General features: G+C 63.0%; 17 protein-coding genes. 9 read left to right on the top strand and 8 right to left on the bottom strand.

All coding sequences use genetic code 11. The features are described 5' to 3' along the window. Nucleotides 1-7 precede the first annotated feature (7 nt). Nucleotides 8-424, bottom strand: a complete 417-nt coding sequence (locus ACXAD2_RS14140) for a hypothetical protein (RefSeq protein ID WP_066102082.1) — start codon at nt 422-424, stop codon at nt 8-10. Further along, complete coding sequence (locus ACXAD2_RS14135) at nt 424-1,626, bottom strand: pyridoxal phosphate-dependent aminotransferase (RefSeq protein ID WP_475171288.1); 1,203 nt, start codon at nt 1,624-1,626, stop codon at nt 424-426. Before ACXAD2_RS14135 ends, ACXAD2_RS14140 begins: the two co-directional genes overlap by 1 nt. 91 nt (nt 1,627-1,717) lie before the next feature. On the opposite strand from ACXAD2_RS14135, the gene ACXAD2_RS14130 reads away from it, so the two are divergent. From ACXAD2_RS14130 to ACXAD2_RS14120, 3 genes are all read left to right on the top strand, one after another. Then, nucleotides 1,718-2,113, top strand: a complete 396-nt coding sequence (locus ACXAD2_RS14130; protein ID WP_066102088.1) for a helix-turn-helix domain-containing protein — start codon at nt 1,718-1,720, stop codon at nt 2,111-2,113. Between the two features lies 1 nt (nt 2,114). Continuing rightward, the gene (locus ACXAD2_RS14125; protein ID WP_475171280.1) at nt 2,115-2,390 is read left to right on the top strand and encodes an FAD assembly factor SdhE; all 276 of its coding nucleotides are present in this window, start codon (nt 2,115-2,117) and stop codon (nt 2,388-2,390) included. Between the two features lie 129 nt (nt 2,391-2,519). Next, nucleotides 2,520-3,017: a MarR family winged helix-turn-helix transcriptional regulator gene (locus ACXAD2_RS14120; RefSeq protein WP_066102094.1), complete on the top strand. Its 498-nt coding sequence runs from the start codon at nt 2,520-2,522 to the stop codon at nt 3,015-3,017. Between the two features lie 75 nt (nt 3,018-3,092). On the opposite strand, the gene htpX is transcribed toward ACXAD2_RS14120, so the two are convergent. The 5 genes from htpX to ACXAD2_RS14095 form a co-directional block, all read right to left on the bottom strand. After that, a complete protein-coding gene (htpX, locus tag ACXAD2_RS14115) occupies nt 3,093-4,124 on the bottom strand; it encodes a zinc metalloprotease HtpX (RefSeq protein WP_224898775.1) in 1,032 nt (343 codons plus the stop codon). Nucleotides 4,125-4,192: 68 nt separating this feature from the next. Further along, nucleotides 4,193-4,915, bottom strand: coding sequence for a DUF1194 domain-containing protein (locus tag ACXAD2_RS14110; protein WP_412094005.1), 723 nt, complete (start codon nt 4,913-4,915; stop codon nt 4,193-4,195). A gap of 45 nt (nt 4,916-4,960) precedes the next feature. Continuing rightward, entirely contained in the window at nt 4,961-5,395 is a 435-nt protein-coding gene (locus tag ACXAD2_RS14105) for a VOC family protein (protein ID WP_224898772.1), read from the bottom strand. A gap of 213 nt (nt 5,396-5,608) precedes the next feature. After that, complete coding sequence (locus ACXAD2_RS14100) at nt 5,609-6,910, bottom strand: hypothetical protein (RefSeq protein WP_475171269.1); 1,302 nt, start codon at nt 6,908-6,910, stop codon at nt 5,609-5,611. 132 nt (nt 6,911-7,042) lie between these two features. Continuing rightward, nucleotides 7,043-8,068, bottom strand: coding sequence for a hypothetical protein (locus tag ACXAD2_RS14095; RefSeq protein ID WP_475171267.1), 1,026 nt, complete (start codon nt 8,066-8,068; stop codon nt 7,043-7,045). A gap of 258 nt (nt 8,069-8,326) precedes the next feature. Here ACXAD2_RS14095 and ACXAD2_RS14090 point away from each other — a divergent pair, with 258 nt between their 5' ends. From ACXAD2_RS14090 to ACXAD2_RS14075, 4 genes are all read left to right on the top strand, one after another. Beyond that, nucleotides 8,327-9,157: a thymidylate synthase gene (locus ACXAD2_RS14090; RefSeq protein WP_224898764.1), complete on the top strand. Its 831-nt coding sequence runs from the start codon at nt 8,327-8,329 to the stop codon at nt 9,155-9,157. Nucleotides 9,158-9,166: 9 nt separating this feature from the next. Further along, complete coding sequence (locus ACXAD2_RS14085) at nt 9,167-9,646, top strand: dihydrofolate reductase (RefSeq protein WP_475171265.1); 480 nt, start codon at nt 9,167-9,169, stop codon at nt 9,644-9,646. Nucleotides 9,647-9,812: 166 nt separating this feature from the next. Then, nucleotides 9,813-10,766, top strand: coding sequence for a PD-(D/E)XK nuclease family protein (locus ACXAD2_RS14080; protein ID WP_475171262.1), 954 nt, complete (start codon nt 9,813-9,815; stop codon nt 10,764-10,766). A 27-nt stretch (nt 10,767-10,793) separates the two neighbouring features. After that, a protein-coding gene (locus ACXAD2_RS14075; protein ID WP_475168685.1) for an IS5 family transposase occupies nt 10,794-11,551 on the top strand; the annotation gives its coding sequence in 2 pieces (ribosomal slippage) (nt 10,794-11,130 and nt 11,130-11,551; 759 coding nt in all). 433 nt (nt 11,552-11,984) lie between these two features. Here the strand turns inward: ACXAD2_RS14075 and ACXAD2_RS14070 are convergent. Further along, on the bottom strand, nt 11,985-12,431 hold the full coding sequence (locus ACXAD2_RS14070; RefSeq protein WP_475171258.1) for a BrnA antitoxin family protein: 447 nt from the start codon (nt 12,429-12,431) through the stop codon (nt 11,985-11,987). A 427-nt stretch (nt 12,432-12,858) separates the two neighbouring features. Between ACXAD2_RS14070 and ACXAD2_RS14065 the strand changes: the two genes are divergently transcribed. Together ACXAD2_RS14065 and ACXAD2_RS14060 are read left to right on the top strand one after the other, a co-directional pair. Then, a complete protein-coding gene (locus ACXAD2_RS14065) occupies nt 12,859-13,464 on the top strand; it encodes an outer membrane protein (RefSeq protein WP_475171254.1) in 606 nt (201 codons plus the stop codon). A gap of 136 nt (nt 13,465-13,600) precedes the next feature. Then, nucleotides 13,601-13,945: a hypothetical protein gene (locus tag ACXAD2_RS14060; RefSeq protein ID WP_475171251.1), complete on the top strand. Its 345-nt coding sequence runs from the start codon at nt 13,601-13,603 to the stop codon at nt 13,943-13,945. Nucleotide 13,946: the final 1 nt, after the last annotated feature.

Raw genomic sequence — 13,946 nt, 5'->3', positions numbered from 1 at the left:
CACCGGCTCAGTCCTTCTGGGCCGCGCCTTTGAGGATCCGGTCCGCCCGCCGCCGCACCAGCACGCTGCGCAGGTCGTGCATCGCCAGCAGCAGCGCATCGGTCACCTCGTCGAGGTCATCATCGCTGGCCTTCGACTGTGCCCATTGCGCGGTGACGTTGAGCCCATCCACCGTGCGGTGAATGTCGTCGAGCGCCCGCCGCGCCAGAAGCGCCTGCCGCGCCTCCATCCACGCGGTGATCTCGGCGGTCTCCTCATCCGAGAGCACATGCTCGCCATGCGGCTTGATCTCGCCCTTGTTGAGATTGACCACGGCGATCTGGTCCATCTCGATGCGGCGCTGCCGGTTCTCGCCGTCCACGCGGAACACCATGGCCCCGTTGTCGCGAACCCGGTAGTAGAAGTCCGGCAGCGCCCCGTTCATCAGCTCAGCCCTTCGCAGAAGGCCGCGATGCGCTTGCACGCCTCGGTCAGCGCCTCATCCGAGGTGGCGTAAGAGATGCGGAACGCCGGCGACAGGCCGAAGGCCGCGCCGAACACCACCGCGACGCCCTGCTCTTCGAGCAGCGCCTTGGCAAACGCCTCGTCGTTCTCGATTTTGGTGCCGCCCGCCGAGGTCTTGCCGAGCAGACCGTCGATCGTCGGGTAGACGTAGAACGCGCCTTCGGGGGTCGGGCATTCGATACCGTCCACCGCGTTGAGCGCGTTCACCACCAGATCACGGCGGCGCTTGAAGACCTCGACCCATTCGCCAAGGAACTCCTGCGGCCCGTTCAGCGCCTCGACCGCCGCCCATTGGCTGATCGAGCAGGGGTTGGTGGTGCTCTGCGACTGGATCTTGCGCATCGCGGCAATCAGATGCTCCGGGCCGCCAGCATAGCCGATGCGCCAGCCGGTCATCGCATAGGCCTTCGACACACCGTTGACGGTCAGGGTGCGCTCGTAAAGCGCCGGCTCCACCTCTGCGGGGGTGCAGAATTCGAAGTCGTCATAGGCGAGGTGCTCATACATGTCGTCGGACAGCACCCAGACGTGCGGGTGCTTCATCAGCACGTCGGTCAGCGCCTTCAGCTCGGCGCGCGAATAGCCCGCGCCCGAGGGGTTAGACGGCGAGTTGAACAGGAACCACTTGGTCTTCGGCGTGATCGCTGCGTCAAGCTGCTCGGGGGTGATCTTGTAGCCACGCTCGGGCGCGCCGTCGATGAACACCGGCTCGCCCTGCCCCAGCTTGACCATATCCGGGTAGCTCACCCAATAGGGCGCCGGGATGATCACCTCGTCGCCCGGGTTCAGCGTCGCCAGCAGAGCGTTGAACAGAACCTGCTTGCCGCCGGTGCTGACCGAGATCTGCGACGGCGTGTAGGTCAGCCCGTTGTCGCGCTTGAATTTGGCACAGATCGCCTGCTTCAGCTCGATGATGCCGTCGGGCGCGGTGTATTTCGTCTTGCCCGCGTCGAGCGCGGCGATGGCGGCGGCCTTGATGTGATTGGGCGTGTCGAAATCCGGCTCGCCCGAGCCAAGACCGATAACGTCCTTGCCCGCGGCCTTCAGCTCGTTGGCAAGCTGGGTTACCGCCACGGTCGGCGAAGGTTTCACGCGAGAGAGAGTGTCGGAAAGAAAGGACATTATGCCACCGTTTGTATTGCTGCGCCTCATGTCATAGGCTGCGGCCCGACACCGTTCAAGCGACTTCCCCTAGGTCGCGACAGGAGATGTCATGGAAGACGAGAACGACTGGTACGGCCCCGAGGCCGCAACCTTCGGCGACCGCCTCGCCGCCGCCCGCGAAGCCGCCGGCATGGAGCAGGAGACGCTGGCCAAACGCCTCGGCGTGCGGCTCAAGACGCTGCAAGGATGGGAAAATGATCTCTCCGAGCCGCGCGCCAACCGGCTGCAGATGCTGGCCGGGCTGCTCAACGTGCCGATGGTCTGGCTGATTACCGGCGAAGGCGACGGGGTTTCGGCCCCGGGCGAGGAAGAGCCGCAGATTTCACCCGACCTTGATGAAACGCTGCTTGAACTCCGCACGCTGCGCGGCGAAATGCGCGCTGCGGGCGAACGTCTCGGCCGCCTCGAGAAGAAACTGCGCAAGCTCTTGAAGGAAGGGGCGTGAGATGACGGCTCAGACAACCGGGGAAACCCATGAGCATCGGCTCAAGCGGCTGCGGATGCGCTCGATGCGCCGCGGCACCAAGGAAATGGATATCCTGCTGGTGCGCTACTGCGACGCCAAGCTCGACCAGATGAACGCAGCAGAGCTCGACGCTTTCGAGGCGCTGCTCGAAGAATACGACCCCGATCTCTATCAGTGGATCTCCGGCCAGCGCCCCGCGCCCGAAGAGTTGCGCCCGCTGATCGCCGACATCGCGCGCGCCGCCTCCGCTGGCTGATCTGCAAGCGGATCGTGCCGGGCCGGAAAGCGCGACATTCGCGCTTTTCGGCACATCTGACTAGATTTAACGCATTCTTGGTCTTTTCCCGCCAGAACCATTGCTCATTCGGTACTGGCGGAGACGGTCATGAGCATTCACGCTTCCTTGGGCAACCGGCCGGTCACGGGCTTTGTGGCGGGCTATCTGGAAACCCTATCGCTGCTCGAGCGGCTGCACCGATTGCTGCTCGACGTGATCAAAGACGAGTTCGAGCGCGTCGGCATCCTAGAGATCAACGCGGTGCAGGCGCTGCTGCTCTTCAACATCGGCGACAATGAGGTCACCGCGGGCGAGCTGAAATCGCGCGGCTACTATCAGGGCTCGAACGTCAGCTACAATCTCAAGAAACTCGTCGAGATGGGCTATATGCACCACCAGAGGTGCGAGATCGACCGCCGCTCGGTGCGCGTGCGGCTCACAGATCAGGGCCGTCACATCCGCGATCTGGTGGACGAATTGTTCCGCCGCCACTCCGAAGGGCTGGAGGCGCGGCAGATCGTCGATCTCGAAGGGCTGGAGGATGTGAACACGGGCCTGCGCCGGCTGGAGCGGTTCTGGACCGACCAGATCAGGTACATCTACTAGGCGCGGTTCCTAGCCTCGATGCACGGGGCCCGGCGTTCGGTCAGCTCTCGCGATCAACTCTCGATCAACTCCAGATCAACTCCAGGGCCCCTCGTCGCGGTCGCGCCGTTTGCGCGGCACCGGGCGCGGACGCCCCGCAACGCTCGGGCGGCTCGGCTCCTCCCCGTCGAACTCGGCACCCGCGCCGGACCAATCGGCCGATCCTGCCCCACGCGCGGCGCTGCTCTGCGGATGTGCGCTCTGACGAGATCCGCCCTGACCAAAACCACCCTGCGCCGCAAGATCCTTCAGCGCAGCGATCCGGTTTTCGGTCGCCGGGTGTGTGGCAAAGAGGTTGTCGCGCTTGTGCATATGCAGCGGGTTGATGATGAACATATGCGCCGTGGCCGGGTTCGCCTCGGCCCGCAGATTGTCGATCCGCGCCGCCCCACGCTGGATTTGCCCCAGCGCCGAGGCCAGCCACAGCGGATTGCCGCAGATCTCGGCCCCCGCCTTGTCGGCGGCATATTCCCGCGTCCGGCTGATCGCCATCTGCACAAGCCCCGCCGCCATCGGCGCAAGGAACATCATCGCCAGCGTGCCCACCAGCCCCATGCGGTTCTCGTCGCGCGAGCCGCCAAAGAAAAAGGCGAAGTTGGCCAGCATCGAGATCGCCCCGGCAAACGTCGCCGTCACCGTCATGATCGCCGTATCACGGTTGCGGATATGCGCCAGCTCATGCGCCACTACCCCGGCCAGCTCCTCACGCGAGAGGCTGCGCATCAGCCCGGTGGTCACCGCCACCGCCGCATTCTGCGGGTTACGCCCGGTGGCAAAGGCGTTGGGCTGCGGGTTGTCCATCAGATAGACCTTGGGCACCGGCAGCCCCGCATTGCGCGACAGCTGCGCCACCATCTCATGCAGGCCAAAGCGGTCGCCCGGTGCCAGCGGCTGCGCGCCATGCATGCGCAGCACCATCTTGTCCGAGTTCCACCACGAAAAGGCGTTCATGCCGCCGGCAAAGATCAGCGCGATCACCATGCCGGTGCTGCCGCCGATCAGATAGCCCAGCCCCATGAACAGGGCGGTCATCGCGGCCATCAGCAGGGCCGTCTTTGCATATCCCATGGATCACACTCCGCGCAGATGCTCTTGCGCCCGATATAGGGTCGCGGCCCCTGCGCGCCAAGCGCGGCCTAGCGCAGTTCCGTCTCGACGGGACCCGGCAGCGCTGGCATGGGCACCAATTCGCCCACCATCATATCATTGAGCTCGCGAAACAGCTTGCGCGTCATCGCGCGAAGAAAATCCTCATAGCCCGCCGCGATCTCGACAAAGGCGCCCGGCCCATGCCGCACCTCGCCTTCGAAATATTCCACCACGCGCGGGTCCGAGCCCATCACCGCCAGCCCGTTCACCGTCACCCCCTCAAAGGGGAAATGCGTGTAGGCCTGCTGCGGGCGAAAGCCATCGTTGGTGATGCCATCGCCCGAAACGTCGATCACCCGCCGCTCGCAGACCGGCGCAGTTTCCAGAATGCCCGCGCCGAAACCCAGCGCATAGCCCATCGCCGTGGGGTAGCGGTTGTAACTGCGCGGCGCGCTCAGCAGCCGGACGACCGCGGCGTCGATCGACGCCTCATCGCTCAGCATCACCCAGTCCATCACAAGCTGCGACTGGTTGCGCCCGCTCCATTCATAGGCCGAAAGGGCGACGGTTCCGCCGCCCTCGAGGATCGCGCGCCGCACGTCGGGATCGCGCAGCGCGCCGGCCAATCCCTCTTTCTGCAGCCGGTACTCGCTGTCATCCACCGAAGAGGAGACGTCGAGCGCCAGCAGCAACGCCAGTCGGCAATGCGTCTGCTGCGCCAGAGCGCCGGTGCCCAAAAAGCCCAGCCCAAGACTCAGCCCGAGGCTCAGCCCGACACTCAGAACGGCAGAGAGACGCACCCCCACCGGCTCGGCTCACCAGTGGCCGGTGTTGGGCATGCTCGCCCAAGGTTCGGCGGGGTCCTTCGCATCGCCCTGCTGCAGCAGCTCGATCGACACATTGTCGGGCGAGCGCACAAAGGCCATATGGCCGTCGCGCGGCGGGCGGTTGATCGTCACGCCCGCGTCCATCAGCGTCTGGCAGGCGGCGTAGATATCGGGCACCGAATAGGCCAGATGGCCAAAGTGGCGCGAATCCGACGGCAGCCCGTCGTCGCCATCCCAGTTGTAGGTCAGTTCGACATCGGCGGTGCCATCGTCCTGCTCGGGCGGGCAGAGGAAGACCAGCGTGAAGCGGCCCTTCTCGTTCTCGATCCGGCGGCGCTCTTTCAGGCCGAGCAGTTCGTAGAAGGCGATGGATTTATCGAGATCCTTCACGCGAACCATGGTGTGCAGATAGCGGATCGGCATTTCTTGCCCTTTCGTCTTAATCGTATGCTCTTCGAGTTGGGCCAAGGATCGTGGCCGCAGCCCGCGCTCTGTGGCGGGTCCGTCGCGGGACCAGCAAGGCGCATCCAGCACCCCGCCCCCCGGCCCCCCGGCACAGCGCGCCGCGCCGCGCCGCGGACCACTGGCCCGGACCAATAGGCTAGCAGGCCCGGCCCGCTTGTCGAGACTTCACATTCAGAAGCGCGACTTGAAGCCGAGGCTGAAAGCCAGGGTTTCCGTTTCGAACCGGCTCACATTGCTGTCCGAGCGCGCGCCGCTGATATTGAGCACCGGCATGAAGCCAGCATAATCGAGCTTGGTAAACGCGACGTCGACATCGGCGCGGAATGTCTTGTCTTCGCGCCCGCCCGGCACCGGCAGCAGAACGCTGTAATCGGGATAGTGGCTTTTGTAGGCGGACAGCGACAGATCCAGCTCGACCGGCCCCAAAGCTTCGGCAGGCGCATAGGCCAGCTGCGCGCCGCGCGTGGTGCGGGCGATCTGACCATTGTCCGACTCGGCCTCGCCGCCCATCAGCATCAGCGTCACCTTGCCCGGCGCGCCGAAATCATGGCTCAGGCCCAGCTGTGCGCCGCGGGTCTGAACGTCGTTGAACTCGGTGTCCGCATCGCTCTGCCCCTGCCACGACACCCCGGCGATCAGCGCGCTGTGCGTGCCCACGGGCTGGATCAGGCTGAAGGCCGCACGGCGATAATCATAGGCGCGCTCGCCGCCCTGCCATGCGCGGCCAAGCGTGGCGCTTGCGCCCAGCACCGGACCCTTCTCGCCGAGCCTTCGCCGGTGCTGCACGCCGAACTCCAGCGCCGACGACCCGAAATCGCCATTGTCCACATCCGGCGCCTTGTCCTGCGCCCCGGGGGTGAGCCAGACCCGCCGGGCCGAGCTGAAGCCACGCAGCCGGGTTTCGGACCGCGCATCGCGCTGGATTGCGTAGCTCAGCGCCAGTTCGCCCTGCGCCTCGGTGCCCGCAAGCGCCTGCGCCGAGGGCGAGAGGATGCCGACCACCGGCAGCCCGTCCACCGTGCTGATCTCTTCCGAGGCGCCGCCATTGACGTTCGACGAAGGCGCGATGCCCAGATTGGCCGACAGCCGCAGCCGGGACGCGCCGCGCAGCGCCTGAAACTCGCGCCCTGCCCGCGCCTCCAGCGCCTCGCTCGGCGCCACCATCAGCGCCCGGCGCATCCAGATCTGCGACAGGAAATACCGCTCGTCGCGCGCATAGGCTGCCGCGATGACCCGCGCCGCCTCGTGTTTCTGCACATCGGTCTCGGCATAGCGCAGCGCCTGCCGCGCGGCGCGGCGGGCCTGCTCGGTATCCCCGCCCCGCAGCTCCGCCTGCGCGATGACGAAATGGCCATAGGCGTCCTCGGGATCGACCCGCAGCATCAGCGCGCCAAGCTCCGCCGCCAGCGCAAAACGGCCCTGCTGCACGGCACGCAGCGCGGCGATCCGCAATTGCGCCGCCGACAATGTCATGACAGTGCCCTCGGACGGGGCGGCCGCCGAAGCGGCCTCGGGTGCGGCGGTCAAAGGAACGGCCGGCGCGAGCAACGCACCGGCCAGACAGACGGCCGCAAGGACGTGGCGCGGCAGAGGCATCGGCTGACCTTACGGATTGACCAGCGCGCAGATATCCGCCCGCGCACCGCTCTTGCCGCATTGCGTCAGAACGAACATGCCGACTTCTTCCATATCGTAGGTTTCGTCGCCGTCACCGAAGGGCGCGGTCAGTGACCATGTCAGATCGGTGGTGCCAGCCACATAGGCCGCGTCCTCGCCGCCAAAGATGCCAGCAAAACTGCCCATGCTACTCTCGTCCGGATCCTCTGCCGTGCCGCTGAACACGCCGTCGGCGTCAATCGTGCCCTCGGTCAGGATGACGTCGGTGATCCCGGTCTTGCCAGCCTCGGTCGCGCCGCCATAGCCGCGGATGTCGATCAGCGCGCGGTTCATGATCTGACCGTTCACCGCCGCATCGGCAAAGTTCACGTTGAGGAAGATCACCCCGGTCATCGGCAAGGGCTGGCCCGGAACGTCAAGGTCATCGTAGTCGTCAGGCAATGTTCCAACCGGCTGCAGGTCCACCCCCGCCTTGGTGATGAGGTTGGTGACCGCAGCGTAATCGCCCGCGTAGCTCACCTGCCCCTGCTCGGGGTTGGTTGCATTGTCGAAATCCGGCGGATCGAAATCGCCATCGCGGCTGTAGTAGCCGTCTTGGAACACCTTGTTGAACTGGCCGCCATCGCCGACCGCCGCCGCCGAGACGCTGCCATCCGCGCTCATCCCGCCAAGCGCGAGAAAGAAACGGTCCAGCGGGTCTTCTTGGATCGAGAAGGCCACATAGTCGTCCATGTCGAGCACATCGGTGATGCGGTCATTGCGCTCATAGACGGCCTCCAGCGGCGTTGTGTCGAGCCCGTTGATCTGCACCGTGACGCTGCTCATGTCGTCGGCGAAGCTGAAGCTGGCCACCGTCGCATCGACATCATCCGGCGTATCGGTGCTGTCGTCGTCGGTGGTCTCACACTCCTGCAGAGGGTTGTCGCGGATACAATCGTCATCGCCGCCGCCGCTGCTTCCTCCACACCCAGCCAAGAGCGCGGCAATCGCCGCAAGTGCCCAAATTCGCTCCATGAAACCCTCCCGCACGCCAATTACCTGCTCGATTGCAATCACACTGAGGTGAACTGCGCCGCGTTTTCAACGGCGCGATTTCCGCCCGGCGCGGGTTCTGAGCAAAGTGAGGCTATTCTGCCGCCACAGCATCTCGGCTCGCAGACGCCCCTCACCCCCACATCTGGGGCTTTTTCGCCGCAACCGCCCTAAACCTGCTTTGCCTCCGCGCCGTGATCCGCTATCTCCGAAGGGCACCACGACCAGCCCGGAGGCCCCATGCGCCAGTATCTCGACGCCCTGCGCACCGTGCGCGATCTCGGCACCCGTTCGACCGACCGTACCGGCACCGGCACGATCTCGTATTTCGGGATGCAGTGCCGCTATCCGCTGTCCGAGGGCTTCCCGCTGGTCACCACCAAGAAGCTGCACCTGCGCTCGATCATCCACGAGCTGCTGTGGTTCCTCGCCGGCGACACCAACATCAAGTATCTCAAGGACAATGGCGTCTCGATCTGGGACGAATGGGCCGATGAGAACGGCGATCTCGGCCCGGTCTACGGCCACCAGTGGCGCCACTTCCCCACCCTCCGCGAAGAGATGGGCGACGATGGCGCAAGCCGCGTGCTGCTCGGCGAGGTCGACCAGATCGCGCAGCTGGTCGAGATGATCAAGACCACCCCCGACAGCCGCCGCCTCATCGTCTCGGCGTGGAACCCCGGCGAGATCGGCGAGATGGCCCTGCCCCCCTGCCACACGCTCTGGCAAGTGCGGGTGATCGGCGGCAAGCTGCACCTGCAGCTCTATCAGCGCTCGGCGGATATGTTCCTTGGGGTGCCGTTCAACATCGCCTCTTATGCGCTGCTCACGGTGATGCTGGCGCATGTCACCGGCTATGAGCCCGGCGATTTCATCCATTCGATCGGCGACGCGCATATCTACCTCAACCATCTCGATCAGGTAGAGACGCAGCTCGCCCGCGACCCGCGCCCGCTGCCGACGCTGAAGCTCGCGCGTGACGTGCCCTCGCTCTTCGACTTCAAATTCGAGGATTTCATCTTCGAGAACTACGATCCCGCCCCGGCCATCAAGGCCCCGGTGGCCGTCTGAGGCCCGCCCATGCTGACCCTGATCGTCGCCCGCGCCCGCAATGGCGCTATTGGCCGTGACAATGACATCCCGTGGTTCAAGCCCGAGGATCTGCGGATGTTCCAGCGCGAGACCTCCGGCGGCGCGCTCATCATGGGCCGCCGCACATGGCAGAGCCTGCCGGTCAAGCCGCTGAAGAACCGCCTGAATATCGTCGTCTCACGCGACAGCTCGCTGACCGAGCACGTCGTCGCCTCGCTCGATGAGGCGCTGGATCTGGCAAAATCCGAGGGCTATTTCCGCGTCTACGGCATGGGCGGCACCTCGGTTTACGTGGGGCTGCTGCCCAAGGCCGACCGCCTGCTGGTCACCGAGGTCGATCTGGAGGTCGAGGGGGCCGATGCCTTCTTCCCGGCATTCGACGAGGCCGCGTGGCGCGAGTTGGGGCGGAAGGAATTGGGCGGAGACGGGCCGCAGTGTGTGGTGCGGGAATTGGTGAGGACTACCTAGCCACAAATACTACAGTCGGCCCGTCGTACTAAAAATTCCTCACCTCATGTCCGATGCACTAGGGCAACGGAGCACACCAAACTAGTGTTCACACCGCTTTTCCGTAGCGCATGACAGCCCGATAATTTAATTCGGCCACTAGGATAAATGGTGCGTCGAGAATAGTATGGACAGATCTTCTGGAAACCCTGAGCCGACCAATCTTGATATCGAAAAGCTCATAGAGGACTTACTCTTCGGAGAAGGTTCGGAACTCTTCCGGGAGCTCGAGAGATCAATCTCTCACTTTTGTCCATTTGAAGCCATTGGGATGGTCCATCAAGAAATCCGCCACGCCCATTTTTTGAGTTACATTATTGACCCAAACCGCGCACATCCTTTCAAAGATGACTTCCTAAAATCAATACTTCAAGAAGCCTACGCACAATCGCAAATCGACCAAACATCACTACATCCACTGGAAATTCATTGCGCGGACTACAGCAGCGCGTTGGTGTACCGTGAACGCGCAAATATTGACCTTCTGATCGAAGCCACCCAGGCAAACAGGAAGAAAGGTCAAAAGGGATTAGTCATTGCTGTCGAACTCAAGGTACATGCCGCTGAAAGCCAGAACCAACTTGAGAAGTACCGCAATCAAGTCTTGGCGGAGTACCCAATCAACGACTGGGACCACGTGTTCGTTTTCCTTACCCTCGATGCAACACCGCCTTCAGAAAAAAACAAAGAGAATTGGATCCCTATAAGCCTGCTGGACTTGATTTCACGCTTCGACGCTGAAGTCGAGTTACACGAACTCTCAGGGGAAGCTGTAGGACTCTATCGGAAATATTCCGCAATGATCAGGAGGAATCTCGTGGACGATGAACAGCTGGCACAACTCTCAAGAAAGATATGGGGGAAACACAAGGACGCGCTCGAAGCCCTCTATAAATATCGCCCCGACCTCCAAGCTGAAATAATTGACTGGATTCGGAAAAACGCAAGCGATATTGCGCGAGATTTTAGCGTTAAAACCGGCCTAACGATTCTTCCCGATACATCGACAACGCGAATCTTGCGCTTCTATGTCAAGGAGTGGCTAGGCTCTGGACCCATTGATTTCAGCTGCGTGAGATGATTCACCGCGCCAAAACTGAGCGGTGACATGTCTGATCTCTTTTGGCTGAGCGATGTGCAGATGGCGCGCCTCGCGCCCTACTTCCCGAAGTCCCACGGCAAGCCTCGCGTCGATGATCGCCGCGTGTTGAGCGGGATTATCTTTATCAACCGCAATGGGTTACGCTGGCGGGATGCGCCCAAAGAGTATGGTCCCCACAAGACACTCTACAACCGCTGGAAGCGGTGGAGTGATAAGGGCATCTTCGCACAGATGATGGCCGGGCTGGCCGCCGAACACGGTGAGAAGAAGACCGTGATGATCGACGCAACCTACCTCAAGGCACATCGCACCGCGTCCAGCCTGGGCGTGAAAAAAGGGGGCGTGGCCGACTGATTGGCCGCACCAAGGGCGGCATGAACACCAAGCTGCATGCCATCTGCGACAGCAAAGGCCGGCCGCTCAACTTCTTCGTGTCTGCCGGGCAGGTGAGCGATTACATCGGGGCGCGGGCCCTGTTGAGCGGTCTGCCAGATGTAGACTGGCTGCTCGGGGACCGGGGCTATGACGCCGATTGGTACCGGGAAGCCCTGCAAGACAAGGGTATACGCGCCTGCATACCTGGCCGAAAACAGCGCAAGGCGACTGTCAGATACGACAAGCGGCGCTACAAACGGCGCAACCGGATCGAGATCATGTTCGGCAGGCTCAAGGACTGGCGGCGTGTCGCAACCAGATACGACAGATGCCCCACGACATTCTTCTCTGTCATCGCTCTCGCAGCAGTCGTCATCTACTGGCTCTGAAACTCAATGAGTTCAGAGCCTAGACCTTCCTAATTATCGCAGCGACAGCCCCGATTGGGTAGCTTCAGGCTCATTGATCGCTCTAGAGCTCGCGGATTGGAGCAACGGTCGCCTTCGCTTCTCGATCGTACTCGGACCGGGAGACGCAGAGACGAGAGAGCGCATCTACGTAGCCTTACTTGCGAGCGTGAGCGCAGGTAAGATCAGGATCGGTCGGAAAACCTCAAAAATCGGCACATACAAGCATCTGAGTTCAGAAGACGTCCAATCGGTCCACGAGTATGAAGAAGCCCTTCGCGGCAACGTAACAGCGGATGCACTGAGGCAAGGCACTGTCAAAAAGATAAGTAACTTCTTAGCGCGGAACCTGAAGCACTATGATGAAGTTTTGCGTCAAACATTGGAGTGCTAGCACGAGATTCGCGTTTCGGCGTCACCCCTTCAAATGCCGCGTCGGGTCCGGTGCCACCTCGGTCCGCACGATATCATTCTGCGTGTCGCCCCAGCGGGTCCGCTCTTTCCGGGCCTGCTCTTCGACCAGTTCCGGGCGCATGATGAAGTCTGATGTGTCCGGCCCGTCGAGCACTTTGGCCAGCCGGTAGTGCATGAAGGCGCGCAGCACCCGGTTGATCCGCCTCTGATAGCCCGGGCCCAGCGCCTTGAAGAATTTCACCACATCCGCGTCCAGCGCGATGGTGCAGCGCGTGCGCCGCAGATCCCGCCGGTCGGTCTCGCGGCAGATCGCGTGCCACTCGGGCGGGCAGCCGCGGCGATCCCACATGCGGTCGAGCAGATCGCGCTCGACCATCTCCATTGCGTCCACCGCGTACTGAAAGTGCATCCGCTCGGTCTTGGTCATCTCGGTCAGCTTGCGTCGCATGGGGGGCTCCTGCGTGAATGTCTGCCTCCCACTGTTGCGCTGGATGGTTAACGCCAGCCCAGCGCGCCGTGCGCATGGAATGTGCATGCGCTGTGCATCACTTGTGCCCCCCTCACACGCGGCCCTCTGAATTTGCCCGCCTGAGTTTTTCCGGCGCAGATTTCCCACGCGTCACCCCCTCACCAAAGGGTTCCGAAATCTTTCAAACGTAAGCCAAAAATTGCCATCCCCCGCTCACGCGACGGCTGCATTTGGCCGAGACCCCTTCCCGCTGGCGATTTTCGTGGTGGTTCCGCCACAGCACGTTCATGTGACCAACATGTGTGGATCAATCCGACCGAAAGTTTGGTTGTACCCTCAGTCACACGCTCCAGAGCGAGCTTGGACAACACATGATGAACCATAAAGAATATATGGAGCAGACCAGATGAAATTCGCAAAAATCGCCCTCCCGGCAGTCCTCGCCAGCGCAGTTGCAGTCCCCGCATTCGCCGGCAGCCTCGAGCCGACCGTCGTCGAGCCCGTCGTGACCCCGGCCCCCGTGCCCGTCGCACCGGCGCGTGACTGGACCGGCTTCTCCGGCGGTATCCAGCTGGGCTACGGCGCATTCGACACCGATGGCACGCCCGACGACTACGACGAGGCGATGACCTACGGCCTGAAGTCCTACTATGACTACGACTTCGGCACCTGGGTGCTGGGTGGTGGCGTCCAGTACGACTGGAGCGATGCTGACCTCGGCGCGGCTGGCGATCTCGACGGCATCCTGCGCGTTGGCGCACGTGCCGGCTACGACATGGGCGACACCATGGTCTACGGCACCGGCGGCTACGCCCGCGCTTACACCAGCGGCGGCGACATCGACGGCGGCGACTCCGACGGTTACTTCGCAGGGATCGGCACCGAGACCTTCCTGACCGACAACTGGACCGTCGGCACCGAGCTCACCTACAACGAGTTCACCGACTTCGACGCCGATGAGATGGAACTGAAGAACACCCAGTTCAACGTCTCGCTGAACTACCGCTTCTGATCGCGGACGTCTGAAGCTGCCAAGCTTTGGACGCGCGCCCGGCCTCTTTCCGAGGCCGGGCGTTTTCTTATGCGGGCCGCCTTCGCAGCGTTAGGGATTTCGTCATGAAGACGTTACACTCTTTTGCATGTGGCGCATGTTCTCGATTCCCCGCCGGGACGCCTGCATCCCGGCTGCTTTGGCCCTCGCATTCTGCGGGCTCGCACTCTGCGGGTTTTGCCTGAGCAGCCAGCCTGCAGCGGCGGCCTCGCCCATCGCCGACGCGCTGTGCGAGCCCTCGGCGCATATGACCAAGCGTTTGAAACGCCAGCAGGGTGCGTCCCTCGCTTCCACCGGCCTGCGCAGCCCCGACGAGGTTGTCGAGCTCTGGCTCGATGCGCGCGACAACTGGACCATGGTCATCAGCTACGCCTCTGGCACGTCGTGCATCGTCGCCATGGGCGCCCATTGGTCCAGCATCAAACCACAAGATCCGGCCTGAT

This window comes from Salipiger sp. ABN3_019 (assembly GCF_056158605.1).
This window is presented reverse-complemented; position numbering and strand designations above follow the sequence as displayed.

Coding starts and splice junctions, on each gene's coding strand:
- ACXAD2_RS14140 (WP_066102082.1), bottom strand. CDS start 424: ATGAACGGGGCGCTGCCGGACTTCTACTACCGGGTTCGCGACAACGGG.
- ACXAD2_RS14135 (WP_475171288.1), bottom strand. CDS start 1,626: ATGTCCTTTCTTTCCGACACTCTCTCTCGCGTGAAACCTTCGCCGACC.
- ACXAD2_RS14130 (WP_066102088.1), top strand. CDS start 1,718: ATGGAAGACGAGAACGACTGGTACGGCCCCGAGGCCGCAACCTTCGGC.
- ACXAD2_RS14125 (WP_475171280.1), top strand. CDS start 2,115: ATGACGGCTCAGACAACCGGGGAAACCCATGAGCATCGGCTCAAGCGG.
- ACXAD2_RS14120 (WP_066102094.1), top strand. CDS start 2,520: ATGAGCATTCACGCTTCCTTGGGCAACCGGCCGGTCACGGGCTTTGTG.
- htpX (WP_224898775.1), bottom strand. CDS start 4,124: ATGGGATATGCAAAGACGGCCCTGCTGATGGCCGCGATGACCGCCCTG.
- ACXAD2_RS14105 (WP_224898772.1), bottom strand. CDS start 5,395: ATGCCGATCCGCTATCTGCACACCATGGTTCGCGTGAAGGATCTCGAT.
- ACXAD2_RS14100 (WP_475171269.1), bottom strand. CDS start 6,910: ATGACATTGTCGGCGGCGCAATTGCGGATCGCCGCGCTGCGTGCCGTG.
- ACXAD2_RS14095 (WP_475171267.1), bottom strand. CDS start 8,068: ATGGAGCGAATTTGGGCACTTGCGGCGATTGCCGCGCTCTTGGCTGGG.
- ACXAD2_RS14090 (WP_224898764.1), top strand. CDS start 8,327: ATGCGCCAGTATCTCGACGCCCTGCGCACCGTGCGCGATCTCGGCACC.
- ACXAD2_RS14085 (WP_475171265.1), top strand. CDS start 9,167: ATGCTGACCCTGATCGTCGCCCGCGCCCGCAATGGCGCTATTGGCCGT.
- ACXAD2_RS14080 (WP_475171262.1), top strand. CDS start 9,813: ATGGACAGATCTTCTGGAAACCCTGAGCCGACCAATCTTGATATCGAA.
- ACXAD2_RS14070 (WP_475171258.1), bottom strand. CDS start 12,431: ATGCGACGCAAGCTGACCGAGATGACCAAGACCGAGCGGATGCACTTT.
- ACXAD2_RS14065 (WP_475171254.1), top strand. CDS start 12,859: ATGAAATTCGCAAAAATCGCCCTCCCGGCAGTCCTCGCCAGCGCAGTT.
- ACXAD2_RS14060 (WP_475171251.1), top strand. CDS start 13,601: ATGTTCTCGATTCCCCGCCGGGACGCCTGCATCCCGGCTGCTTTGGCC.